This window comes from Pseudonocardia aurantiaca, from assembly GCF_039526725.1.
In the GTDB taxonomy this organism is placed as follows: Bacteria; Actinomycetota; Actinomycetes; order Mycobacteriales; family Pseudonocardiaceae; genus Pseudonocardia; species Pseudonocardia aurantiaca.
This window is the reverse complement of the sequence record NZ_BAAAJG010000003.1, coordinates 303612-327296: the sequence shown is the minus strand read 5'-3', so window position 1 is coordinate 327296 and position 23685 is coordinate 303612. Positions and strand designations below refer to the sequence as shown.

The window sequence follows — 23685 nt, the reverse complement described above, 5'->3', positions numbered from 1 at the left end:
CCCGGCGGGATGCGTAGCAGTACGAGCATAAGGTCACGAATCCATGTCGTTCCCCCGTCCGGGGGGCGCCTGACTGATCGCCCGCAACCCACCGGCGACGAATTCGTTGTGCTGGAGAAGCGGTCCCGCCTGGAGGTTGTGTGAGCGCCGTTTCAGCCGCCCGTCCGGCCGTCCCCGAGGTCGTGACGCAGTACGCGTCGGCCCACGGGACGACCATCAGGGCGACGCGCCGACCCCGCCCACGCCCACAGCCGAGCCGTTCGCCGTTCCCGGCCGTCTCGGTGGTTGTGCCGACTCGCAACGAGGCACGCAACCTGGAGATCGTGCTACCTGCGATCGCCGCTGTGCGGCCCGCCGTGCACGAGATCATCGTCGTGGACGGCAACTCGACCGACGGCACGATCGAGGCGGCGCGCCGCGTGCTGCCATCGGTCAAGATCATCACCCAGACCCGCAAGGGCAAGGGCAACGCGATGGCGTGCGGTTTCGCCGCGGCCACCGGTGACGTCATCGTGATGTTCGACGCCGACGGCTCCGCCGATCCGGCCGAGATCCCGGCGTTCGTCTCGGCCCTGGTGGCCGGGGCGGACTTCGCCAAGGGCAGCCGGTTCACCCCCGGCGGGGGCAGCGACGACATCACGCTGCTGCGCAAGTCCGGCAACGCCGGCCTCAACGGGGTGGCGAACGCGCTGTTCGGCACGTCGTACACGGACCTCTGCTACGGCTACAACGCCTTCTGGGCGGACCTGCTGCCGCTGCTGGAGCTCCCCCCGATCGACGCCCCGGCGCCGGCCGAGGGAATGCTGTGGGGCGACGGTTTCGAGATCGAGACCGTGCTGAACTGCCGGGTTGCCGCAGCCGGTCTCAAGATCACGGAGGTCCCGTCGATCGAGCGCCAGCGGGTGTTCGGGGAGACCAACCTCCGCACCTTCGCCGACGGCACCCGGGTACTGCGTACGCTCCTTGCGGAGCACCGGCGGGCCGACCGCCGCAAGTCCGACCGTCGCTTCTGAGCGGGCACGGTCGCCCATCCCAGGAGGAGACCGTCCGTGAGTAGCCCCACCGTCACGGCGTCCGTCGTGATCTGCGTCTACACCGAGAAGCGGTGGGACGACATCGTCGACGCCGTGGAGTCGGTCGCGGCGCAGGACGTGCCGGCGGCGGAGACGCTCGTGGTCGTCGACCACAACGCCGCGCTCCTCGCGCGGGCACAGGAAAAGTTCGGGCCCGCCGGGGTGCGGGTGTTGCCGAACACCAACAAGCAGGGCCTGTCCGGCGCCCGCAACACCGCGATCGCCGAGGCCGTCGGTGACGTCATCGTCTTCCTCGACGACGACGCCAAGGCCCGCCAGGGCTGGCTCGCGGCCCTGCTCGCGCCCTACTCCGACCCCACGGTCGCGGCGGTGGGGGGCATCGCCCACCCGCGCTGGCCGAGGAACCGGCCCCGGGTGCTGCCCGGGTCCGCGCCGTACGACCCGAACGCCACGGGCGAGCTCGACTGGATCGTCGGCTGCACCTACACCGGCCAGCCCACGTACCAGACCGAGGTGCGCAACCTCATGGGCTGCAACATGTCGTTCCGACGAGAAGTCTTCGAACGCATCGGCGGCTTCGCGGAGGACATCGGCCGCATCGGGAAGAACCCGCTGGGCTGCGAGGAGACAGAGCTCTGCATTCGCGCCCGCCAGGCCTACACCCGCGCAGGCGAGAAGATCCGCATCGTCTTCGAGCCCGCCGCAGCCGTCGACCACCGGGTCAGTGTGGACCGCGTGGAGTGGGCGTACCTGCGCCGCCGCAGCTGGGCTGAGGGCCTGTCGAAGGCGGCCGTCTCCAAGCTCGTGGGCAGCGAGGACGCGCTGTCCACCGAACGCAGCTACGTGGCCAAGGTGCTGCCCACCGCGGTTCTGCGCGAGCTGAGGGAGGGCCGCGTCTCCTCGGCGGCCGCCGTCGTCACCGCGCTGGCCTGCACCACGGCCGGCTACGTGCGAGGCAAGCTCCCCGGCGCCACCGCGGGGGTGCACCTGCCTGCGGCGGAGAACACCTCGGCCCGCCCGACCAGCGGTGGCTGAGGCGCCCCACCCGCCGATCCCCAGCTTCGTCCACCACCGCAGCCGGCTCACCGAGGGCCAGCAGCACGCATGGGACCGCTGGTGGTCCGAACGTGGCCGTGACGTCCCCGACCTGCTGAGCGGCGCCGAGCCGTACGACCCACCCGCCTGGTTCGGCCGCACGGCGCCACTCGTCCTGGAGATCGGGTCCGGGATGGGAGAGTCGACGGCCGCACTGGCAGCGGCCACGCCCGAGGTCGATCACGTCGCCGTCGAGGTGTTCGAGCCCGGCCTCGCGCAGTTGCTCATGCGGATCGCCGACGCCGGCCTCCCGAACGTGGCCCTGCTCCGCGGTGACGCAGTGGCGCTGCTGCGGGAGCGGGTGCCGCCCGCGTCGCTGGCGGGGATCCGGATCTTCTTCCCGGACCCGTGGCCCAAGCGCAGGCACCACAAGCGCAGGCTCGTGCAGCCGGAGTTCGTGGCCCTCGCGGCGTCCCGGCTCGCTCCCGGCGCCACGCTCCACCTCGTAACCGACTGGGATCACTACGCGCTGCAGATGCGAGCGGTGTGCGACGCCGAGCCACTCCTGGAGAACACCGCAGCGCGTGAACCGGGCGGCTGGACGCCCCGCCCCCCGTGGCGGCCCGTCACGAAGTTCGAGCAGCGCGCCCGCACGGAAGGGCGGGCGGTGCACGATCTCCTCTACCGCCGCACACCGTCCTGAGGTTCACCGTCCTGAGGTCCACCGTCCTGAGGTCCACTGTGCAATCACCGCACAGGGCCGCCCGCTCGGCTCTCCCGACAGCTCTGCCCGTCCCGGTCAGTGCCGCGCCCGGCGCAACTCCGAGACCGCCCGGCGAGCGCAGACGTCATCTGATCGGGCAAATCGTTGTCCTTGGTCACTAACCGTGTAGGAAGGTCATCGCCCTGGTAACGGGCACCGCCCGGGAGGAAGGCTGAGGTCGGGGTTGACGTCGCTCGTGGCAACGAACGCTGCTGTACCCGCTCCTCGGCAGGAGGCCCGGTGCCCCGTCACGGCACCTCGCGCCCCCCGCGAGGTCGACCTCGCGGAGGCCGAAGACTTCATCACCCAGTTCCACACCGAGACCACCCCGGCGGAGACGCTGGAAGGTCGGCTGCACCAGGTGCGCAGTGAGATCGACGCAACCGGCACCTACACCCACACGCTCGACGAGCTGACGTTCGGTGCGCGGGTGGCCTGGCGCAACTCGGCACGGTGCATCGGGCGGCTCTACTGGAACAGCCTCCGCCTGCGGGACATGCGCCACGTCGAGTCGCCTGCCGGCGTCGCCACGGAATGCGTCGAGCACCTGCGCGATGCCACGCGCGGCGGCCGCATCCGCTCCACGATCACCGTCTTCGCTCCGGACCGCCCGGGTAACCCGGGGCCGCGCATCCACAACGAGCAGCTCGTCCGGTACGCCGGGCATCGCACAGCGTCCGGAAAGGTGCGCGGCGACGGCCGCAACACCGACATCACCGACCTCGCGCGGGCGCTCGGCTGGCAGCGCCCGGAGCCGCCCGGCCGGTTCGACGTGCTGCCCATCATCGTCTCCTCCGGCACCTGCGCGCCCGAGATCTTCGAGATCCCGCCGGATGCCGTGCTCGAGGTGCCCCTGAGCCACCCCGACCACGAGTGGTTCGCCGACCTGCGGCTGCGCTGGCACGCGGTGCCGGCGATCAGCAACATGCCGCTCGTCGTGGGTGGGGTGACCTACCCGGCCGCCCCGTTCAACGGCTGGTACCTGGGCACCGAGATCGGCGCGCGCAACCTCGTGGACGCCGACCGCTACGACCTCCTGCCCGTCATCGCCGAGCGGCTCGGGATGGACACGAGCTCCGAGCGCACACTCTGGCGCGACCGCGCCATGGTGGAGATGGTGCGGGCGGTGCAGCACTCGTTCGACGCCGCGGGTGTGACGATGGCCGATCACCACGGCGAGTCGAAGCGTTTCCTCACGCACGTCGCTCGCGAGGAGAAGGCCGGCAGGCGCTGCCCGGCGGACTGGAGCTGGATCGTGCCGCCCGTCTCCGGGGGCCTCACCCCCGTGTACCACCGCTACTACGACGAGCCCGACCCCGAGCTGCGGCCCGCCTTCATCTCCCCGCAGCGCACGAGCTGAGCCACCTCACGTCGGCGGCGCCAGACCCGGCACCTGACGGGTGCGGCCGCGGAACTCGGCCACCGTCTCCTCGCCGGCCCGGACCGTGACGTCGTAGAGCCCCGAGCGCCCGGTCATCGCCCGCTCGACGGCCTCGGCGACGAGTTGGGTGCCGGACGCAACGGGCCGTAGGAACACGATGTCCGCCCCCGCGGCCACCGCGGAGGTCCCGTGACTGTTCGACGCGTACGCGAGCGCGGCGTCGGCGAGCAGGAAGACATACCCGCCGTGGCAGATGCCGTGGCCGTTGACGTGCCGCTCGTCCACGGTCATCCCGACGCGCGCCCGGCCGGGTCCGACGTCGATCAGCTGGACCCCAGCGGTCCTGGCGGCGGCATCCGCGCGTTCCATAGCCGCGGCCGTGCGGACGGCGACCTCGGCCGGGTCGTCCTGCCGGTCACCCGGCACGCGTGATCCACGTCTCGTGCAGGTGCTTCGCCCGTAGGCCGTGTGACGCGGCCGGGTCCCGCTCGAACACCACCGTGCTGCGCCGCCCGGTGCGCCCGGCGAGGCCGTTCTGCCATTCCTCGTAGGTCGCGACGACGGACGCGGAGTCGGCGTGCACAACCGATACGCCGACGATCTCGATCGACAGTTCCGGTGCAGAGCCGTGCGCGTTCTTGAACCCCGGAAGGACGTCGTCGCGGTGCAGCAGGCTGCCCTCCGGCGTCACCATCGTGAACCCACCGGCATGGGCGTCGGCGAACGCGGCGAACGCCTCGGCGGTGCCGGGCGCGCGCCCGCTCAGCCAGTCGGCGATCGTGCGGTGCAGGTCGCTGATGTGCGCCAGGCACCGGGCCGACACGTCGTCCGCGGTCTCGTCCATCGGAGCGGATGCTATCCGGCGAGCAGGGATAGGGTCGGGCAGTGATCCTCACATTCTCGGCGGTGCCCAGCTCATGATCGAAACCGGATCGGTAGCCCCCGTCCCCCGCGTGCTGCTGGTCTGGGACGCCCCCAACATGGACATGAGCCTCGGCTCGCTGCTCGGCGCGCGGCCCACTGCGGCATTCCGCCCGCGCTTCGACGCCGTCGGCCGCTGGCTGCTCGACCTGGCCGGCCCCGAGTCGATCGCCGAGGCCACGGTCTTCACCAACGTGGTGCCCGGCAGCACCGAGGTCGTGCGCCCGTGGGTGGAGGCACTGCGCAACGTCGGATTCGCGGTGTTCGCGAAGCCGAAGGTCACCGAGGACTCCGACGTCGACGACGACATGCTGGCCCACATCCGCCAGCGCGCGGCCGAGGGCGGGTTGCGACACGTCGTCGTGGCATCAGGGGACGGCAGAGCGTTTCGGGAGCCGCTCGAGGAGCTGGAGGATCTCGGCACCCGAGTCACGGTGATCGGCTTCCGCGAGCACGCGAGCTTCGCGCTCACCTCCGAGGTGATCTCCTTCATCGACCTGGAGGACATCGACGGGGTCTTCCGGGAGCCGCTGCCGCGCATCACGCTCGACTCCCTGCCCGACACCGGCGCCTGGCTGCCGCCCTTCCGGTCGCTGCGCTCGCTGCTGGAACCTCGCCGATGACCGCTCCGATCACGGCCCCGACCACAGCCCGCCGGTTCACGGCGGCGGTCGTGCTGCCATGCGACCCGGGGTGCTCCGTGCTGCGCGACGCCGTCGTCGACGTCGACGCGACCGGCCGGATCGTCCACGTCGGGCCTGCGGCGACGGCACCGGCGAGCGACGCTCCCGTCACGGCACTGCCGGGCGCGCTGCTCCCCGGGCTGGTCAACACCCACGCCCACACGCCGATGATCGTGCTGCGCGGGATGGGTGGGGACCTCCCGCTGATGCGCTGGCTGCAGGACGTCATGTGGCCTGCGGAAGGGAAGCTCGACGGCGACGACGTCCGGGCAGGCATGACATCCGGATGCATCGAGCTGCTGCGCAACGGCTGCACCACCAGCGTCGAGATGTACTTCTTCCCCGACGCCGTTGTGGACGCGGTCACGGCGGTCGGCTCCCGGGTCGTGCTGACGCCCGGGATCATCGCCGCGCCGGGCTGGGACCGGCTCGGCACCTGGGAGGAGATGCGCGACGACATCTCGGCCCGGATCGACTCGGCAGGCCTGCGGTCGGGGCCCGGTGAGCGGATCGAGCTCGGCTACGGGCCACACGCCGCGTACACGCTGTCGCCGGAGGCGATCGCGTCGATCGCCGAGCACGCGCGCGCACGCGGCGCGCTGATGCACATCCACGTCGCCGAGGCCGCCGACGAGGACCTCGTTCAGCGTGCGGCCCACGGCTCGGTGCCCGCGCTCCTCGAAGACGTGGGCGCGCTCGCGGGCCGGGTGCTTGCGGCGCACAGCGTGCAGCTATCGGACGCGGACGTGGCGCTGTACGCGAAGCGCGCCACCGCCGTCGCGCACTGCCCCGGCTCGAACGCCAAGCTCGCCGCCGGGATCGCGCGGGTGGCGGCGCTGCGGCGAGCCGGCGTCCGGGTCGGGCTTGGCACGGACGGGCCGGCCTCCGGCGACACCCTCGACCTGTGGGCAGAAGCCCGTCTCGCAGGCCTCCTTGCCCGTGTGACCAGCGGGGATGCCGCCGCGCTCACGGCTGCCGAGCTGCTGCTCATGGCCACCCGCGATGGTGCGGCCGCGATCGGCAGGGACGACATCGGGGCGCTCTCGCCAGGGCGCTGGGCCGACCTCGTGCACGTCGACCTGGACGACCCGGTGTTCGCCGCCCCGGGGGACGACGCACAGCTCCTGTCCAACCTGGTGTGGGCGGGCGGTTCGCGGCTCGTGCGGGACGTCTGGGTGGCCGGTGAGCAGGTGATCGCATCCGGCGAGCCGACCCGTGTGAACCGGGCGGACGCCACCGCCGCGGTGCGGGCCGTCGCCGCGCGCCTGCACGGAGACAACCTGCACGGAGACAACTAGGAGGGCCGGGCCCGTGGTGTGAGGTCGTCACCACGGACCCGGCCCTACTCGCAACAGGACTGCAACTGCTGCTGCGTGCACGGCCAGCTCCCCAGCGGCCGCCGTCACCCGCTCGCGGGCGGGTGCGGTCTCATAGGAGCGAGCTGATCGACGGGCGCCTGCGGTGGTGACGTCCGCTGTCGGACACCTCACCCCGCCCGAACGGCTCCGGCTCAAAACGCTCGGGCCTGCGGGTGCGCTCGGGCTCGCGGGCGCGCACCGGCTGGGCGCGTTCCTGGCGTTGCGCGTGCGCCCCGAAGGCAGCGCGGCGGGCGGTCTCGGTGGACGCGGTCTCGGTGGACGCGGCGGCCTGCTTCGGGATCGGCATCGTCAGGGGGTCGCGCCGGAACGCCTCGACCGGGTCGGGCGCAGGGCGCCTCACGCCACGGGACGGCTCAGTGGACCGAGAACGGGCCTCGGGCATGGAACGGGCGGGCGGCGGCGCCGAGCGGGTCGGCGGGGTCGAACGGGTCGGCGTCGAACGGGGCGGCGTCGAACGGGGCGGGGTCGAACGAGGCAGGGTCGAACGGGCCGGCGTCGAACGGGGCGGCGGGGCCGAACGCCCGGGCGACGCGGGCTCGTGGTTCCGGGTGCGCCACGCCCCCGTGCTGAGCGCGTGGAAGATCGGCGTCTCCGCGGCGTCCTCGTTGAAGGCGTGCCGGCCGGAGGGGCGCGCGGGGTTCCAGTCGTCCTCGGCGCTCGGGTAGCGAGTCGCTGCCCACCAGTCCAGATCCGTCATCGGCTCGGACACGCGTCACCTCCGTGTTCGCCCAGAGCACGCCTCTTGGTGCCTCCGGCCCTGCCCTGATGGACCGTTCGACGCACTCGACACCCACAACGGCGACACCCGGCTAGGGAAACGGGTAGTTCGAAACCGTTACAGGTCCGGGGGCCAGTTCCCCCCGATCGGGTGGAATCTGTTGTCAGTCACACTCTCTTGAGTATCCGGGCAGCGCCCGCTGCAGCCGTCGTCGCGAGGATCCAGCCCACCGCGACGAGCCCGCTGGAGATCCACTGGGACGCCCCTTCGAGGCGCCAGTATCCGTCCTGCCCGAGGTTCACGATCGGAAGCAAGGTGTCCGCCGCGAACAGCCAGGGATTGAACACCGGGTTCTGGCCGTCGTCGACGGGAGGGGGCTCGTGCACGGCGAACCAGGCCCCGCCGAGCACCGCGAACAGCACCAGCCAGCACACCGCGAGCCACGGCCGGTAGCCGAACCCGACGGTCCAGCCCTGCAGCACGCCCCAGACGCGGCCGAGGAGGTTGGACTCGGAGTACCGCCTGCGCTGGCGCGCCATCAGCACCTGCTCGGACAGCTCCTCGTCGCCCGCCCTCCGGTACGCCGCGGCCAGCTGCTCGTACGGGCCCGGCGCGTAGTCCGGCATGACCTTCTCGAGCCACCGCAGCCGGGTCCTGACGTCGATCACCCGGGTGTCGCTCATCTTCTGGTAGTCGAAGCCGTCGAGGTCCAGCCCCCCGACGGCCTCCCACAGCGGGGCCGAGTCGGCGAAGGCGCCGACGTCCGCCTGCGCCAGCCGCACCCGCCCGGCAGGCGGGTCGGTCAGCCGCAGCACGAGCTCGGGGGTGGTCAACCCGTACGCGTTGAGGGAGTACCGGGGATCGGAATCCGTGGAACCAAGCACCGCACCGACGAACTGAACGGACTTGAGGGCCGCCATCCGCCGGATGCGCACGCCCCCCGCGGCGCTGAAGCCGTCGGAGCAGATCATGTCCTTGCCGACGCTGGCCGACCGCGCGTCGAGGGACGGCCGGGCCGTCCCATCCTGCCGCCTGCGAGGGCTCTCCAGCTTCGCCCCGGTGCAGTCGAGGGTCGCCCCGATCTCGGCGTCGGGTAGCCGGATGCTGCCCGCGCAACGGGCGCCGCGCAGGTAGAGCTCACCGCCGATGCGCAGCCGGTCGCCGAGCAGCGCGTACCCGCCCGGCAGCTCCAGTTCGACGCCGGAGAGGCTCGCGCTCCCGCGCACGTGGGCATCCACCAGCCGCATCTGCCCCCCGCAGGCGAGGGCGCCCCTACCGTTGTCCCTGGCCTCCAGGTCGCCACTGACGTCCATCCCGTCGCCGAGCAGCGCGATCCCGTGGTCCGCTGAGCCGGGCGGTGCGTTCAAGCGCGCGCCCGACAGCCGCAGGTACCCGCCGACCACGGCGTTCGGCAGCCGGACCGTGCCGTCGGTGCGCAGCCCGTCGTCGAGCTCGAGGTTGCCCTCCACGTTGATCCGGTCCGCTACCAGGCACGCCGAGCCGTCCACGATCCCGCCGGGGATGACCGGCATCCGGCTCTCGTCCGGCGCGAAGCCGGGATCCGGCGCGGTCACGTCCCGCCGGAGCATGGCGCCGGAGAACACGAGGTCGCCACCGACCCTGGCCCCGGCGATCAGCACCCGCCCGGCCGCGGCGAAGGCGATGTCCGGACCGGCGTTGTGCCGCCCCGCGAGGAAGCTCCCGCCGACCGTCACTCCGGTGGCGTCGAAGGCGTCGCCCGTCGGGCTGCTGAGGTCGGCCCCTCCGAGGTCGAGGTTCCCGGTGATGCGCGCGCCAGGCAGCCGCACCTCTCCGTCGGTGTGCAGCCTGCGCGCGTAGCAGGCGCCCTCGACGACGATCCGGTCGGCGATCAGCGCGCGTCCGCCCGCGCCGCGCAGCCGCCCGGCCGAGAGCCGCAGCGACCCGCCGATCTGGGCGTCGGTCAGGTGCACCGGGCCGTGGGAGATGAATCCGTCGTCGAGGAGGAGGTCGGCGGCGACCCGGATGTTGCCCGCCCGCAGCCCCGGCACGCGGCTCCCGGTGAGCGCGAGGCCTGCGAACTCGGCCATGCGCAGGTCGGGGACGTGCGCGAACACGCAGCCCCGCAGCTCGACCGGTACCTCGATCTTCGCGCCGGTGAGCCGCAGGGCTCCGGTGATGTTGGCCCGGCGCAGCCGCAGCGCGGGAGCCCCCTCCGGCCGGGAGGCGCAGATCGCGGCAGCGAGCACGGACGCCGGGAGGGTGGCCCCTGCGAAGTCCAGCTCCCGCCCGCTCACGAGCGCGTCCGCGAGCGCGTCCGTGAGCACCGACACCGCTTCGACCACCACAGTGCCGCCCCCCATGATCGTGTCGTCCGATCGAGTGTCTACCACGCGTCCGGATCACGGAGTGGCACGGCGACGGCAGCGGCGTCATGCCGGGGTCCTGCAGGGGATCATGCGGCCGTGTCGAGCAGCTCCACCGTCGTGAGGTCGAGGTCCAGCGCCGCGGCGCCGATGTTCTCCTCCAGGTGCGCGATGCTGCTCGTGCCCGGGATCGGGAGCATCACCGACGAGCGCTGCAGCAGCCAGGCCAGCGCCACCTGCGCCGGCGTGGCGCCGAGCCGGGCGGCGACGTCGGCCACCTGGCTGCCGGCACCGGCGAGGCCCCCCGCAGCGATCGGGCGCCACGGCAGGAAGCCGATGCCTTGCACGGTGCAGTAGCGCAGGACGTCGTCGCTGTCGCGGTCGCCGACGTTGTAGCGGTTCTGCACGGCGGCGACGTCCACGATCGCTCTCGCGTGCTCGATCTCGTCGACCCCGACCTGCGAGAGCCCGACGGCGGCGACCTTGCCCTCGACCTGGAGGTCGGCGAGCACGCCGAACTGCTCCCCGGCGGGCACTGCGGGGTCGATCCGGTGGAGCTGGAACAGGTCGATCCGCTCGACGCCGAGCCGGCGCAGGCTCAGCTCGCACTGCTGACGGAGGTACTCCGGTCGTCCGTAGGCCTGCCACTCCCCGGGGCCGGTGCGCAGCAACCCGGCCTTCGTGGCGATCGTGATCCCGTCGTAGGGGTGCAGCGCCTCGCGCACGAGGTTCTCGGCCACGTCCGGACCGTAGGAGTCGGCGGTGTCGAAGAGGTCGACGCCGAGCTCGGCGGCCCGGCGGAGCACGGCCACCGCGGCGGCGGGATCGGCCGGTGGCCCCCACACTCCGGGGCCGGTGAGCTGCATCGTCCCGAAGCCGAGGCGGTGCACGGGGCGTTCGACGCCGCCGAGCCGGAAGCAACCGGCCGCGGTGGCATGGCGGGTGTCGGATGGCGTGACCACGGCGTAACCATCCCACCGTACGAGACGGAATTGCCGCAGTTCGTGACGGGGGACTCGCTGTGTGTTACCAGGATCTCAGAGACCGGTCACGCAGCGTTCCCGAGAGCACGGCGGCCCGGCCGAACGAGCCATCGATCCCGAAAGTCCAGTGCGCGTCGACTGCGCTGCGCGACCTGCTGGACGCAATTGCCGACCGGGCCGGCATGTGACCGTGGCTCGAGCAAGCTGCCAGGGTTCGGGCTCAGGCCGGGCCCAGCCTCGGGCGCCGGTGCGCCGTGAAGAGCGCCATCACAGCCATCCCGATGCCCAGCACCGCAACCGGCACGGCCTCGATCACGCTGCCGAACACGAGCAGCGCGGAACCGATGATCAGCAGCGCAGTGGGGTTTGCCCATCGCGGCCGCGGCAATCTGCCGCTGGAGAGGATCTGGGCGAGGCCCGGATCGGTGTCGGCGATGTGGCGCTCGATACGCGCCAGTACCCGACGTTCGCGTTCACTCAGCACGGTGACCTCCGGTGAAGCTGGGACCAGGTCCGAGCTCGCCGTTGACCCCGGTACCGCGCTTTCAGAGTAAGTGCTGGTAGAGACGATCTCTTAACCGATGTGACGCAGGTCAGCCGCCGGCGTGCTCCGCGATCAGCGAAGTGGCCTCGTCTGGCCGTTCGATCGTCGCCAGGTGGGCCGCGTCGAGCACCTCCAGGCGGGCGCCCGGGATGCCGTCGACGATCGTGCGAGCGTGTGGGGTCACCGGTGTCGAGGGGTCGCCGGCGCCGGCGATCACGAGTGTGGGCACGGTCACGGCACCGAGCCGCTCCCGGTGGTCCCACACCTCCAGCGCCTGGCAGCAGGCGAGATAGCCCTCGTCAGGGGTGTCGGCCACCATCGCCGCGGTCTCGGCCACGACGTCAGGGTGCTCGGCGGCGTACTCGGGGGTGAACCAGCGGGACACGATCGACTCGGCGATCGGCGCGGTGCCGCCCGACGCGACGGCGGCGATCCGGTCCTTCCACACGGTCGAGTCGGGGAAATGCGCCGACGTGCAGCACAGCGTCAAGCTCGTCAGGCGCTCCGGAGCCTCCGACCCCAGGTACATGCCGACCATCCCGCCCATCGACAGCCCGCACCACGCCACCCGCTCCAGCCCGAGTGCGTCCAGCAGGGCGAGCGCGTCGGCGGCCATGTCCGCGATCCGGTACGGGCCGGGCGGGACCGGGGAACCCCCGTGGCCGCGGTGGTCGACCCGGATCACGCGAAAGCGCTCGCTCAGCGGCGCCACCTGCGGACGCCACATCTCCAGTGTCGAACCGAGTGAGCCGGAGAGCACCAGTACGGGCGCGTCGCGCGGGCCCTCGTCGACGTGGTGCAGTGCGACCGGTGCGGGCGTCACTTGTCCGACCCGACCGTGCGCAGGGAGCGGAGCGTGTCCAGCTCGGTGGTGCTCGGCGGCGCCGTGATCATCAGGTCGGGGGCCACCTGCAGGTCCCAGCCGGTCTCGGCCCGCACCCGCTCCACGGTGACTCCGTGGTGCAGCGCCGCGAGCACCAACTCGCCCGTGTCGGGGTCGGGTTCGAGCACACCGAGGTCGGTGATCACACGGACCGGGCCTGCGCCGCGGAGGCCGAGCAGCTGCCGGTCGCCGGGGCCGGTGCCCTGCCCGACCGACGTCACGAAGTCCACTTGCTCGACGAACGCCCGCATCCGGTGGCGCATCACCACGACGACCTCCTTGCACGACGCCGCGATCTCGGGCGCGCCGCCCGAGCCGGGCAGCCTCACCTCCGGCTCCTCGTACTCGCCGATCACGGTGGTGTTGATGTTGCCGAGCCGGTCGAACTGGGCGCCGGAGAGGAAACCGACGTCGATGCGGCCGGGCTGCAGCCAGTAGTTGAAGATCTCGGGGACGGACACGACGCTCAGCGCGGACTCGGCGAGGATCCCGTCTCCGATGGAGAGCGGCAGCTCGGCAGGGCGGGTGTCGATGGTGCCCGACTCGTAGATCAGGACGAGCCGGGGCGCATGCAGCCTGCGGGCGAGGTTCGCGGCCGTGGACGGCAGCCCGATCCCCACGAAGCAGACCTGCCCGTCGCGCAGGGTGCGCGCCGCCGCGATGCTCATCATCTCGTCGGCGGTCCAGGTCTCTGCGGACCGCGTTCCCGCGACCGGCTCGGTCGTGCCTGTCATTCCGACTTCTCCTCGATCCTGCGCAGCCAGCTCGTGAACTGCTCGCGGTCGCGGCTGATCGCGTCCCACGCGCGGTAGGCGGCGTTGTCCCGGTCGTAATAGCCGTGGGCGTAGGACGGGGCTGCCCCGCCGGGGGCGACAGCGACTGCGTCGAGTACCCATCGCGGCAGGACCACGGCTCCCGGCACCGGAGTCAGCTCGTCGACGACCTCCTCCACGGTCGCCATGGCCCGGCGCGCGGCGAGGACGGCCTCCTTCTGCACACCCGTGATGCCCCACAGCTGCACGTTGCCGTCCCGGTCGGCGCGCTGGGCGTGCACGATGGTCACGTCGGGATTGAGTGCGGCCACCGCGGCGAGCTGCTCACCCGTGAACGGGCACTCGACGGTGGAGATCGTGTCGGTGTGCGCCGGGAGGTCGGTGCCCGTGTAGCCGCGAAGCACCGCGAACGGCAGCCCAGACGCACCGGCGACGTATCGGTTTGCCATGCCGGCGTGGCTGTGCTCCTCGATCTCGAGGGGGTAGGGCCAGCCGTTGGCGAGGGCGTCCCGCATGCGGTGCAACGACCCGACGCCGGGGTTGCCGCCCCACGAGAAGACGAGCTTCGATGCGCAGCCCGCGCCGATCATCTGGTCGTAGATGAGATCCGGGGTCATCCGGACGAGCGTCAGGTCCCGCCGCCGCTGGCGAATTATCTCGTGCCCCGCCGCGAACGGGATGAGGTGCGTGAATCCTTCCAAGGCGACGGTGTCGCCATCCCGCACCAAATCGGACACGGCCTGCGGCAATGACACGATCTTGGCCACGCGGGAACGGTAGTGCGTGCACCGGGGCCCGGCAATCGAAGGCGACCTGCGGCATACGATCACAAGATCTGCGGGGAGTAATCGGGGGTCACCTACATGGAGCATGGAACGTTCCCTTGCAGGGCGTGCGGGGGCACGGAGGGTGAGGTCGTGCTCGACCTCGGACTGCAGCCGTCGTGGGACCGGATGCCACCGGCGCGCGAGCCGTTACCGGATCCACGGTTCCCCCTGCGCATGTGATGGTGCCGCTCGTGCTGGCTCGCGCAGCTCATGGAGGACGCCGACGGCGTGGAGGAGGTCCCCGGGGTCGAACCGCAGGCGATGCTCGACCAGACCGCCCTCTCGGTGCGCCGCATGGACGAGATGGGGCTCATCGAGCCGGGGCGCTCGGTGATCGAGTTCAGCAGCCCGCACGGGGAATCGTGGCTCCCCAGGCTCGCCGCGCGCGGAGTGCTTCCGCCGGACGGGGACGATCCAGCCGACCTCGTCCTCGATGTCTACGGGCTCCTGCACGAGCCGGACCAGGCGGCCGCGCTGCGCGCGCGGGCCGGGGTGCTCGCGCCCGGCGGCACACTCGTGCTCCAGTTGCTCAGCCTGGCCACCGTATTGCGCCACGAGCAGTGGTATGACCTGCGCCACGGGCACCACGGCTACTGGTCGGTGCCGGCGCTCGACCGGGCGTTGCACGAGCACGGGCTCGGGGTGCACCGGGCGTGGCGCTACCCGCTGGCAGGCGGCACGGTGCTCGTGGCGGCCACACACTCGCCCCGCCCCGACGCGGCCACCCTCGACCTGGTGGCCGACGGGACGCGTGTGGGCGTCGCCGACCCGGCGTTGCTGCGCGGGCTGCAGGGCAGCGCCGACGGCTCGGCCGCCGAGCTGCGGCGCTGGCTCGCCGCCGAGCGCGCGGCCGGTCGCACCGTGATCGGCTACGGCGCCGCGTCGCGGGCGGTGCCCCGCGTGTGCCATGCCGGGCTCGACGCGTCGCTGCTCCCGGCCGTCGCCGACGCGTCTCCGGCCAAGCAGGGCAGGCGGATGCCGGGCACCGACATCCCGATCGTCTCCCCCGAGGACCTGCTGGTCCGCACCCCGGACCGCGTGCTGTTGTTCCTCCCCGACCTCGCGGACGAGGTGCGCGGCGCCATGCCGGGGGTCGAGGCCGCAAGGGGGCGCTGGGTGTTCGACCCGCATCCGCGCGTCGTCGAGATCGCGCACGCTACTGGCTGATGATCGATTCGGGCCGCGGTGGCCGTCCCGGACTGATTCTGCCGGGTGGTTATGACGCCTCGGCCGGGTCAGGGCCCAACAGTAAGGTCGTCAGAGCGTCCAGCTTCGAGTCGCGACCACTGGGCGGGCCGAAGCGGGCTGGACGTACGGGGGCCCGTCGGTGGTCCCAGGCTTCGGCCTGGGCAACCCGCGTAGTGGTAGCGGTGACCAGTGATTCTCAATCCCATGTCAGATTGGGCACTCAGATGAAATCGCGACTGAGAAAGTGACACGGGGATTGAGAACCTACAGCTGTGCAACGTCTCACCCCCAATGACCTGTGGGTCATGATCCGACCTGCGACTTCTCGCACTGTCTCACACGCTCGTCATCGGTTGGCCTCCGCTTTCGGAGCCGGTCGGAGTTCGGGCGAACCTACTTCGCGCCGCTCAGGAGCTTGCCGAGCATGTCCTGCAGGCTTCCCAGGTCCGGCAGCTTGCCCTCCGGTGTGACCTTGTCGACGACCTCCGGGAGGGCTTCGGCCATCCCGTTCTTGGCCTCGTCTTGGGACACGCCGGCCTTCTGCGCCAGCTCGGCGACCTTGTCGCTACCAAGAGCCTGCTCCACCTCGTCCCCACTGAGCGCCTGGTTCTGGCCGGTGCCCACCCACGAGTCGGCCTTGTCCCCGAGGCCCGCGACGATGAACTGCTGGAGCAGGGCGGCGAGGCCGCCCTCTTTCGCGCCGCTTTCCTGGAACATCTGCAACGCGGCCTGGATGAGGCTGTCGCCCTTACCGCCGAGCAAGCCGCTCAGCATGCCGCTCAATCCCTCGGTCATAACTCCTCCTCGCCTCGAGGGGACGCCCACCCGTCGTATCTGGACGCCGACTCCACCGTAGGCACTGGGTTGTCTCTTGCATGGTGCTTTTGCGGCGGCGTCCAGGCGTCACCCGACGTGGGTGACCTGCCTCTGGCTCAAGGCGCCGGCCGCGAACTCGAATGCGAGGCGACGCAACGTGGTGACCGGCACCCGGGCACGTGGCTTCCGGCCCGGCCGCGGGTCATGACCCCACTGCAGGTCCTCGGTTGTCTCACGGTGATGTCACCCAAGATCAGTCTCAAATCCGCGACATTTCCTCGGCGAGGGCGGCGGCCGTTACGCCGTCAGCAGCCCCTCGCTCAGCGCCCAGAGTCGCCGTGCCGACTCGGGGTCGACGGCATGGGGTACGACATCGGCTGTCGACAGATAATGGCCGGTCGAAGGCGTATACCGGTACCGGTTCAGTGACGGCGACCAGTGGTCGGGGAAGCCCTACATGACACGGGTGGGGCGGCCCCCCGGAGTTGGGGGGCCAGCACGTTCGATTCTATTCCTGTGCTGAGACACGATCAACGTCTAATCGAATCACGAGAGGAATCCGATGACAGGTTGGTCGTTCCAGAAACCCATTCGGCGGTCATCGAGGCCGCCTGCCCGGCTGGTCGGAATGGTGTCGGCGGCGCTCGCGGTGGGGTTGGTCACCGGCTTCGCTCAACCGCCACAGGCGTCCGTCCAGACACCGGTGCCCGTAGCGCACTCGACGACGCTGGACTCGACGCCGGCGGCCGCGAAACCGGCTCGCACGACCCTGCTCGACGAGGCACACCACCAGCTCACGGCGATGCGGCACAGCCGCTACCAGCACAAGACCGAGGTGAACGAGCAGGAGGGCAAGTACTTCTACGACTGCTCCGGCTTCCTGGACTACGCCCTGGAGCGTTCCAAGCCGAACGCGCTGCAGGCACTGCATGTGAACGCGCGGTCCAAGCGGCCGCTCGCCGAGGACTTCGTGCACCACCTGCAGAAGGCCGGCAAGGGTGGCACCGGCGGGCCGTGGCAGTCGGTGGGCACCGTCGCTGAGCTGCGGCCCGGCAATGTGATCGCCTGGCTGACCGCGCCGGACTCGGATACCGACAACACCGGACACGTGATGGTCGTCGACGGGCGGCCGGTACAGAACCCGCAGCGCCCCAACGAGTGGCTGGTCAAGATCATCGATTCCACCAAGTCGCCGCATGCCGACGATTCCCGCGCCAAGGGCACCACTGGGCTCGGCACCGGCACGGTGGGCTTGATCGTGAACCGCTCGGGTGAGCCTGTTGGGTACTACTGGCGCGGCGGGGTGTCCACGGTGGCCAAGCACACCGAGGTGGCGCTCGGCCGAGTGAGCTGAGCGCCAACCCGGCTCCCCCCGCCTAAAGGGGACCGCCAATCGTGCCGTCGGGACGACAGGTTGTGAACCTGCGCCCCCTTGACCCCCGGCAGGCCCCCGAACCCACCTGTCGACCAGGTACTGCTGACGCCAGCGGCTGCTCAGGCCGCACCAGCCCAAGTTCGTCTACTTCGACGACTACGACGTCATGCCCGGCAAGGTCTCCATCCTCGACCTCATCCGTCGCCGCGACACAGGCACCCTCAAGCGAGGCGAGATCGCGCTGATCAGCCTGCTAGACATCGTCGACGCGGACCTGGCGGACTTCGGCGACATGGACAACCACGAACGCTTGATCCGCGACCTCGAGAACGCCAGCGCCTCGATCTCCGACGAGGTGTTCGAATACTGGACTCAAAGCGACGGACTGGCCGTCAAGCTGCACGTTCTGCAGCCCGAGGCCGGCGCGCAGGCACCCCTGAACGAAGGCCCGATCCTGCAGGTCCGAGCGGAGAACCACCGCCACCGCGTGTCCGTACCCTTCGACGAGCGGTCTCGCGGCTTCGTCTGGTTCTTCTCCTTCCTCGCCTACGTCGCTTAAACCGGCTCGCCGAGGTCATGGGTAAGCCACCCGGGCGTATCAAAGCGCACGGGCTGTGCACCCACCATTGCTGCCAGCTGCGTCTCGAGGTTCTCGAGTTCGGCGATGCCGATCTGCTGGGCCCACTGATCGCGCAGCTCGTCGAATATTGTCTCGCCTTGTCGCAGCATGTCGAGGCCGAGTGCAGTGACTTGCAGGCGTTTGCGGCGGGCATCGAGCGGGTCCGTGTCGCGGGCCACGTAGCCGCGCTCCTGCAGCACCGCGATGGTCTTCGCCGCCGACTGCTTGGTGATCGACAGGCGACGGCCTAGTTCCGAAGCGGTATCGGCGCCCGCGGCGATTGCCCGGATGGCGAAGTCATGGACGGGGCGCACGTCCTCGTGGCCGCTCCGGGCCAGTTCGGCGGTCGCGGCGTCCACGAGTGTGCGGAAGCCCCCGAGCAGCAGCAGCGCGAGATCGGCGCCAGAGCGAGACATGCGAGAAGGCTACGACACCGCCTGGACACACGACAGCCAAGGTGTCTATTATTAGACAGTCAGGGTGTCGAATTGAGGAGAGAGACATGACCGTCACACCAGCCGGCCGCACGGTTGCGGGGATCTCCCACCACCACGCTGAGGTCAACGGCACGACTCTGCACTATGTCGCCGCGGGGACCACCGGGTCTGCGATTCTTCTGGTCCACGGGTTCCCGGAGACCTGGTGGGCTTTCCACAAGCTCATCCCGCTGCTCGCGACCGGCCACCGCGTCATCGCTGTCGACCTGCGCGGCTTCGGCGACTCGGACAACAAGCCGGGCGAGTACGACAGCACGGCCTCGGCTGAGGACCTGCACCAGCTGATCGCGCACCTGAATGTCGGCCCCGTGCACCTGACTGGGCAGGACATCAGCGGGGGGACTGTTTTCCGCCTAGCCGCGACCCACCCACAGGACGTGCTCAGCTTCACCGCCATCGAGATGGGCCTGGCCGGGTTCGGGCTGGAAGGACTGGCCGACGTCACCCACGGCGGAGCCTGGCACATCGGCGTCCTCGCCGCGCCCGGCATCCCCGAGATGCTGCTCGCCGGCCGCGAACGCGAATTCCTCGGGCAATACGCCTTCCCGGCCATGACCGCGGTCCCGGGAGCGATCACCGCGACCGACATCGAGGAGTTCGCCCGCACCTACTCACGCCCTGATGGTTGGCGCGGAGCGATCGGTCTGTATCAGTCGATGCTGCGGGAAGGCGCCGAGATCAAGACACTCGCGGAGACTCGAGGGCTGCGGGTACCTGTGCTCGCGGTCGGTGCCGGCGGAGGCCCCTTCACGTCCGGCACCATGTCCCAGGTCACGTCGACGGATATCAGCGCGGTGTCCCTCGACGGCGTGGGCCACTACGCCGCGATGGAGGCCCCCGAAGAATTGGCGAAGGCCATTCTCGGCTTCGCGGGAAGCGTCGACGCCGCCTAATGAGAGCTTCCAACGTATCGCCCGGACGAGCTGAACAGCCTCCCGGCCCTGGGGTAGGCGCCAGCCGCCGCGGGCAGCACGGGCCACCATCTGCAGCAAGGACGACTACATAACGTCGATACTCCCAGCCGTGGAGCCAGTGGTGCCAAATCAAGCCATCACAAAACCCGACTCACCCGATTGGATGCCGCTCTTGACTACCCGGCGACGAATCTTGCTGGCGGGGCGACAGGCGACGCCGTCACGCAGAAGCTCATCCTGCTCCTCGACGAACCGGGGCTGTCCCTGCGCGGCCGCGCGCAGCAGGACCTGCTCAAGCTGATTGATCAGCGGCTCGCGCCCAAGCACCAGGTCCTCTACACCGCCCACTCGCCGTTCAACGGTTCTGAGATTACGACATCAGATTTGAGACCCTACACAGCAGCTGCTCGTCAGCCGTGGGCCAGGTCGGCGAAGCGGCTGTAGTGGAGCTGGTGGGCAACCGTGATGGTGCTGGTGGGGCCGTTGCGGTGCTTGGCGAGGATGAGGTCGGCCTCGCCTGCTCGTGGGTCGTCGCGTTCGAACGCATCAGGACGGTGGAGCAGGATCACCATGTCGGCGTCCTGCTCGATCGAGCCCGACTCTCGCAGGTCGGACAACATCGGGCGCTTGTCGGTGCGCTGCTCGGGACCGCGGTTCAGCTGGCTGATCGCCACCACCGGCACCTCGAGCTCCTTCGCCAACAGCTTGATCTGGCGCGAGAACTCCGACACCTCCTGCTGGCGCGACTCGACCTTGCGGCCCGACGTCATGAGCTGCAGGTAGTCGAGGATCACGAGCTTGAGGTCGTTGCGCTGCTTGAGGCGGCGCGCCTTCGCGCGAATCTCCATCAGCGTGAGGTTGGGCGAGTCGTCGATGAACAGCGGTGCCTCGCTGATCTCGCTCATCCGGCGGGCCATGCGCGTCCAGTCGTCGTCGCTCATCCGGCCGGCGCGCATGTCGGCGAGGCGGATGCGCGCCTCCGCTGACAGCAGGCGCATGACGATCTCGGACTTGCTCATCTCCAGGGAGAACACGGCGCTGGTGAGGCCGTGCTTCACAGAGCACGAGCGTGCGAAGTCGAGGCCCAGCGTGCTCTTCCCGAGACCCGGCCGGGCCGCCACGACGATCATCTGCCCGGGGTGGAGGCCGTTGGTGGCGGCGTCGAGGTCGGCGAAGCCGGTGGGCACACCGAGCGCCACCCCGCCGCGGGACGCGATGGCGTCGATCTCGTCCATCGTGGGCTGGAGCAACTCCTCCAGCGCCACGTAGTCCTCGCTCGTGGACCGTTCCGTGACCTCGTAGATGGCCGCCTGCGCGCGGTCGACGACGTCGTTGACCTCAGCGCCGTCAGCGCCGTGGTAGCCGAGCTGGACGATGCGGGTGCCCGCCTCGACCAACCGCCGCAGGATGGCCTTCTCCGCCACGATCTCGGCGTAGTACGCGGCGTTGGCCGCCGTGGGGACCGTGGCGATGAGCGTGTGCAGATACGGCGCACCGCCGAGGCGAATGAGCTCGCCGCGGCGCTGCAGCTCGGCGGAGACGGTGACGGCGTCGGCCGGCTCCCCGCGGCCGTACAGGTCGAGGATGCAGTCGTAGACCGTCTGGTGGGCGGGCCGGTAGAAGTCGTCGGGCCGCAGCACCTCGACGACGTCGGCGATCGCGTCCTTGCTCAGGAGCATGCCGCCGAGCACGGACTGCTCGGCGGTGAGGTCCTGCGGAGGCTGCCGGTCGAAGGCGCCGCCAGGATCGCCGCCCTCGCCTGCCGGCCGGACGGGACGCGGCCTCCCGGCCCCACGATCGTCAGGCAGTGCCATACGCAGCGTCACCCCCGGTCGCCATAGTATCGAACAAAGGTTCGATCCGCTCGACGACCTTCTGTTGGCTCGCCGATGAACGGCAGCTGCCGGCCGGGTCGAGTCTTCGCACCCTGGCGGCGAGGTTAAGCGCCGCGGGCGGCGGCACCAAACCGCCCTGTGCGTCGTCCTGTGGATGGAATGGGGACGGATGGGGTGACACGCAGGAACACGGAGGGAGTGTCCTGTGGACGGAGTGGGGACAACCGGCGATTTTTCGGAGAGTCCCCAGGTCATCCGCCCATCACGGGCTGTGGACAATTTTCTTCCGACGACACGCCGACGGGCCTCCCACGGCGTGTCGGACGGCCGTTTCAAGATCGCCCATTTGGCGCACACGAGCGGTCACCTGGCGACCTGTGTATCACTCGCGGGCGTGTCGCCCTCCTGGGCGGACTGCCCGGCGTCGTGACTCCGAGAACATGAACGGGGCGGGACCGGGACTCGTGGTCCCGATCCCGCCCTACTTCACTCTGTGTGACGAGCTGGATGCGGTCTCAGCTTGCGACGACGGCGACGTCCAGCTCGGTGGTGACCTCCGGGTGGAGGCGAACCATGACGGCGTGCTTGCCGACCGTCTTGATCTGGCCCGGCACCTCGACGGCGCGGCGGTCCAGGGCCGGCCCGCCGGCCGCGCGCACGGCGTCGACGACGTCGGCAGCGGTGACGGAGCCGAACAGACGGCCCGAGTCGCCCGCCGCCTTGGCCTTGACCGTGACGGTGAGGCCGCCGAGCTGACCCGCGACCTCCTTGGCGTGGCCGAGGTCGCGGATCTGGCGGGCCTGCTGGGCGCGCTTGATGGACGCAACCTGCTTCTCCGCGCCGCGGGTGGCCACGATGGCCAGCGAGCGCGGGAGCAGGAAGTTGCGGCCGTAGCCGTCCTTGACCTCGACGAGGTCGCCGGGCCCACCCAGGTTGGGCACGTCGGCGGTGAGGATGAGCTTCATTTCTCTCCGATCCTCAGCGCGCGGTCGAGGTGTAGGGCAGAAGCGCGACCTCGCGGGAGTTCTTGACCGCGACCGCGACGTCACGCTGGTGCTGACGGCAGTTGCCGGTGACCCGGCGGGCCCGGATCTTGCCGCGGTCGGAGATGAACTTCCGCAGCAGGCCGGTGTCCTTGTAGTCGATGTCCTGGGCCTTGTCCTTGCAGAACGCGCACACCTTCTTCTTCGGCTTGCGCAGGACGGGCTTGGCCATGGGGGTACTCCTGGTTGTGCTCGATACCCGCCGAGGAGACGGGAAGTGGTCTCTGGGGTTAGAAGGGCGGCTCGTCGTCCATCGCCGGACCGCTGCCGGCCGGCGGCGCCGAGCCCCACGGGTCGTCCATCGGGGCGCCACCGCCGCCACCGCCGCCGCCGGATCCACCGGATCCGCCGCCGAAGCCACCGCCGCCGCTACCGCGGCTGACCTTGTTGACCTTGGCGGTGGCGTAGCGCAGCGACGGGCCGACCTCGTCGACCTCGAGTTCCACGACGGTGCGCTTCTCGCCCTCACGGGTCTCGAAGCTGCGCTGCCGCAGCCTGCCCTGCACCATCACGCGCATGCCGCGGGTGAGCGTCTCGGCGACGTTCTCCGCCGCCTGCCGCCACACGTTGCAGCGCATGAACAGCGCGTCGCCGTCTTTCCACTCGTTCGTCTGGCGATCGAAGGTGCGCGGGGTGGCCGCCACGGTGAAGTTGGCGACAGCAGCGCCGGACGGGGTGAAGCGCAGCTCCGGGTCGGCGGTGAGGTTGCCGACCACTGTGATCACGGTCTCGCCGGCCATGGCTATCGCCTCAGCTCGCGGCAGCGGGCGCGGGCGCCCGCTTCGGCTCGGCGGCCCGCTTCGGCTCCCGACGCATCACCTTCGTGCGCAGTACGGACTCGTTGAGCCCCAGCTGGCGGTCGAGCTCAGCGACGGTGGCCGGCTCGCAGGTGACCTCGAGGACCGCGTAGATGCCTTCGGCGTTCTTGGCGATCTCGTAGGCCAGGCGGCGCTTGCCCCAGACCTCGATCTTCTCGACGGTGCCCTTGTCGGTCTTCACGACGTTGAGGAACGTCTCCAGGGACGGCGTCACAGTGCGCTCGTCAAGGCTGGGGTCGAGGATGACCATCAGCTCGTAATGACGCATGAGAACCACTCACCTCCTATGGACTGGAACGGTCGCGGTCCAT

28 protein-coding genes are annotated in these 23685 nt (G+C 70.5%); 10 read left to right on the top strand and 18 right to left on the bottom strand.

What is annotated here, in order from left to right; translation table 11 throughout:
- The first annotated feature begins 140 nt into the window (after positions 1 to 140).
- The 4 genes from ABD143_RS06120 to ABD143_RS06105 all read left to right on the top strand — a co-directional run bounded on the left by ABD143_RS06120 (position 141) and on the right by ABD143_RS06105 (position 4192).
- Positions 141 to 1013: a glycosyltransferase family 2 protein gene (locus ABD143_RS06120; protein WP_343972413.1), complete on the top strand. Its 873-nt coding sequence runs from the start codon at positions 141 to 143 to the stop codon at positions 1011 to 1013.
- Between the two features lie 36 nt (positions 1014 to 1049).
- Complete coding sequence (locus ABD143_RS06115) at positions 1050 to 2069, top strand: glycosyltransferase family 2 protein (protein ID WP_343972410.1); 1020 nt, start codon at positions 1050 to 1052, stop codon at positions 2067 to 2069.
- A complete protein-coding gene (trmB, locus tag ABD143_RS06110) occupies positions 2062 to 2772 on the top strand; it encodes a tRNA (guanosine(46)-N7)-methyltransferase TrmB (protein WP_343972407.1) in 711 nt (236 codons plus the stop codon). Before ABD143_RS06115 ends, trmB begins: the two co-directional genes overlap by 8 nt.
- A 256-nt stretch (positions 2773 to 3028) precedes the next feature.
- The gene (locus ABD143_RS06105) at positions 3029 to 4192 is read left to right on the top strand and encodes a nitric oxide synthase oxygenase (RefSeq protein ID WP_343972404.1); all 1164 of its coding nucleotides are present in this window, start codon (positions 3029 to 3031) and stop codon (positions 4190 to 4192) included.
- A 6-nt stretch (positions 4193 to 4198) separates the two neighbouring features.
- On the opposite strand, the gene paaI is transcribed toward ABD143_RS06105, so the two are convergent.
- Entirely contained in the window at positions 4199 to 4582 is a 384-nt protein-coding gene (paaI, locus tag ABD143_RS06100; protein WP_343973390.1) for a hydroxyphenylacetyl-CoA thioesterase PaaI, read from the bottom strand.
- A gap of 46 nt (positions 4583 to 4628) precedes the next feature.
- Complete coding sequence (locus ABD143_RS06095; protein WP_343972401.1) at positions 4629 to 5057, bottom strand: hypothetical protein; 429 nt, start codon at positions 5055 to 5057, stop codon at positions 4629 to 4631.
- A gap of 73 nt (positions 5058 to 5130) precedes the next feature.
- On the opposite strand from ABD143_RS06095, the gene ABD143_RS06090 reads away from it, so the two are divergent.
- Both ABD143_RS06090 and ABD143_RS06085 read left to right on the top strand, forming a co-directional pair.
- A complete protein-coding gene (locus ABD143_RS06090) occupies positions 5131 to 5757 on the top strand; it encodes an NYN domain-containing protein (protein WP_343972398.1) in 627 nt (208 codons plus the stop codon).
- Entirely contained in the window at positions 5754 to 7115 is a 1362-nt protein-coding gene (locus ABD143_RS06085; protein ID WP_343972396.1) for an amidohydrolase family protein, read from the top strand. The genes ABD143_RS06090 and ABD143_RS06085 overlap by 4 nt, the downstream gene beginning before the upstream one ends.
- Before the next feature lie 130 nt (positions 7116 to 7245).
- Here the strand turns inward: ABD143_RS06085 and ABD143_RS06080 are convergent, their stop codons facing one another.
- The 8 genes from ABD143_RS06080 to ABD143_RS06045 form a co-directional block, all read right to left on the bottom strand.
- The gene (locus ABD143_RS06080; RefSeq protein ID WP_343972394.1) at positions 7246 to 7536 is read right to left on the bottom strand and encodes a hypothetical protein; all 291 of its coding nucleotides are present in this window, start codon (positions 7534 to 7536) and stop codon (positions 7246 to 7248) included.
- 13 nt (positions 7537 to 7549) lie between these two features.
- Positions 7550 to 7753 carry a hypothetical protein gene (locus tag ABD143_RS06075; protein WP_343972391.1) on the bottom strand — a complete coding sequence of 68 codons (204 nt, stop codon included), beginning with the start codon at positions 7751 to 7753 and terminating at the stop codon, positions 7550 to 7552.
- Positions 7754 to 8081: 328 nt separating this feature from the next.
- The gene (locus ABD143_RS06070; protein WP_343972388.1) at positions 8082 to 10256 is read right to left on the bottom strand and encodes a hypothetical protein; all 2175 of its coding nucleotides are present in this window, start codon (positions 10254 to 10256) and stop codon (positions 8082 to 8084) included.
- Between the two features lie 92 nt (positions 10257 to 10348).
- Positions 10349 to 11221, bottom strand: a complete 873-nt coding sequence (locus ABD143_RS06065; protein ID WP_343972385.1) for an aldo/keto reductase — start codon at positions 11219 to 11221, stop codon at positions 10349 to 10351.
- Between the two features lie 241 nt (positions 11222 to 11462).
- Positions 11463 to 11726: a DUF3040 domain-containing protein gene (locus ABD143_RS06060; RefSeq protein WP_343972382.1), complete on the bottom strand. Its 264-nt coding sequence runs from the start codon at positions 11724 to 11726 to the stop codon at positions 11463 to 11465.
- Between the two features lie 109 nt (positions 11727 to 11835).
- Positions 11836 to 12609, bottom strand: coding sequence for a 3-oxoadipate enol-lactonase (gene pcaD / locus ABD143_RS06055; RefSeq protein WP_343972379.1), 774 nt, complete (start codon positions 12607 to 12609; stop codon positions 11836 to 11838).
- The gene (locus tag ABD143_RS06050; RefSeq protein ID WP_343972376.1) at positions 12606 to 13403 is read right to left on the bottom strand and encodes a CoA-transferase subunit beta; all 798 of its coding nucleotides are present in this window, start codon (positions 13401 to 13403) and stop codon (positions 12606 to 12608) included. The genes pcaD and ABD143_RS06050 overlap by 4 nt, the downstream gene beginning before the upstream one ends.
- Positions 13400 to 14209, bottom strand: a complete 810-nt coding sequence (locus tag ABD143_RS06045) for a CoA transferase subunit A (protein ID WP_343972373.1) — start codon at positions 14207 to 14209, stop codon at positions 13400 to 13402. The genes ABD143_RS06050 and ABD143_RS06045 overlap by 4 nt, the downstream gene beginning before the upstream one ends.
- 270 nt (positions 14210 to 14479) lie before the next feature.
- On the opposite strand from ABD143_RS06045, the gene ABD143_RS06040 reads away from it, so the two are divergent.
- On the top strand, positions 14480 to 15436 hold the full coding sequence (locus ABD143_RS06040) for a methyltransferase domain-containing protein (RefSeq protein WP_343972370.1): 957 nt from the start codon (positions 14480 to 14482) through the stop codon (positions 15434 to 15436).
- Positions 15437 to 15850: 414 nt separating this feature from the next.
- On the opposite strand, the gene ABD143_RS06035 is transcribed toward ABD143_RS06040, so the two are convergent.
- Positions 15851 to 16252, bottom strand: coding sequence for a YidB family protein (locus ABD143_RS06035; RefSeq protein ID WP_343972367.1), 402 nt, complete (start codon positions 16250 to 16252; stop codon positions 15851 to 15853).
- A gap of 649 nt (positions 16253 to 16901) precedes the next feature.
- Here ABD143_RS06035 and ABD143_RS06030 point away from each other — a divergent pair.
- Both ABD143_RS06030 and ABD143_RS06025 read left to right on the top strand, forming a co-directional pair.
- Positions 16902 to 17627, top strand: coding sequence for a hypothetical protein (locus ABD143_RS06030; RefSeq protein WP_343972364.1), 726 nt, complete (start codon positions 16902 to 16904; stop codon positions 17625 to 17627).
- A 187-nt stretch (positions 17628 to 17814) separates the two neighbouring features.
- Entirely contained in the window at positions 17815 to 18207 is a 393-nt protein-coding gene (locus ABD143_RS06025) for a hypothetical protein (RefSeq protein WP_343972361.1), read from the top strand.
- On the opposite strand, the gene ABD143_RS06020 is transcribed toward ABD143_RS06025, so the two are convergent.
- The gene (locus ABD143_RS06020; RefSeq protein WP_343972358.1) at positions 18204 to 18683 is read right to left on the bottom strand and encodes a MarR family winged helix-turn-helix transcriptional regulator; all 480 of its coding nucleotides are present in this window, start codon (positions 18681 to 18683) and stop codon (positions 18204 to 18206) included. The two genes, ABD143_RS06025 and ABD143_RS06020, sit on opposite strands and share 4 nt — an antisense overlap.
- An 86-nt stretch (positions 18684 to 18769) precedes the next feature.
- On the opposite strand from ABD143_RS06020, the gene ABD143_RS06015 reads away from it, so the two are divergent.
- Positions 18770 to 19657, top strand: a complete 888-nt coding sequence (locus tag ABD143_RS06015) for an alpha/beta fold hydrolase (protein ID WP_343972355.1) — start codon at positions 18770 to 18772, stop codon at positions 19655 to 19657.
- A gap of 150 nt (positions 19658 to 19807) precedes the next feature.
- On the opposite strand, the gene ABD143_RS06010 is transcribed toward ABD143_RS06015, so the two are convergent.
- The 6 genes from ABD143_RS06010 to rpsF form a co-directional block, all read right to left on the bottom strand.
- Positions 19808 to 20026 carry a hypothetical protein gene (locus ABD143_RS06010; protein ID WP_343972352.1) on the bottom strand — a complete coding sequence of 73 codons (219 nt, stop codon included), beginning with the start codon at positions 20024 to 20026 and terminating at the stop codon, positions 19808 to 19810.
- Between the two features lie 62 nt (positions 20027 to 20088).
- Positions 20089 to 21492 (bottom strand): replicative DNA helicase, encoded by a 1404-nt coding sequence (gene dnaB, locus ABD143_RS06005; protein ID WP_343972349.1) that lies wholly within the window; start codon positions 21490 to 21492, stop codon positions 20089 to 20091.
- A 536-nt stretch (positions 21493 to 22028) separates the two neighbouring features.
- The gene (gene rplI, locus ABD143_RS06000) at positions 22029 to 22478 is read right to left on the bottom strand and encodes a 50S ribosomal protein L9 (protein WP_343972346.1); all 450 of its coding nucleotides are present in this window, start codon (positions 22476 to 22478) and stop codon (positions 22029 to 22031) included.
- A 13-nt stretch (positions 22479 to 22491) separates the two neighbouring features.
- Positions 22492 to 22728 carry a 30S ribosomal protein S18 gene (gene rpsR, locus ABD143_RS05995; protein ID WP_094923024.1) on the bottom strand — a complete coding sequence of 79 codons (237 nt, stop codon included), beginning with the start codon at positions 22726 to 22728 and terminating at the stop codon, positions 22492 to 22494.
- 58 nt (positions 22729 to 22786) lie between these two features.
- The gene (locus ABD143_RS05990; RefSeq protein ID WP_343972334.1) at positions 22787 to 23296 is read right to left on the bottom strand and encodes a single-stranded DNA-binding protein; all 510 of its coding nucleotides are present in this window, start codon (positions 23294 to 23296) and stop codon (positions 22787 to 22789) included.
- 10 nt (positions 23297 to 23306) lie between these two features.
- Positions 23307 to 23642: a 30S ribosomal protein S6 gene (rpsF, locus tag ABD143_RS05985; protein ID WP_343973387.1), complete on the bottom strand. Its 336-nt coding sequence runs from the start codon at positions 23640 to 23642 to the stop codon at positions 23307 to 23309.
- Between the last annotated feature and the right edge of the window lie 43 nt (positions 23643 to 23685).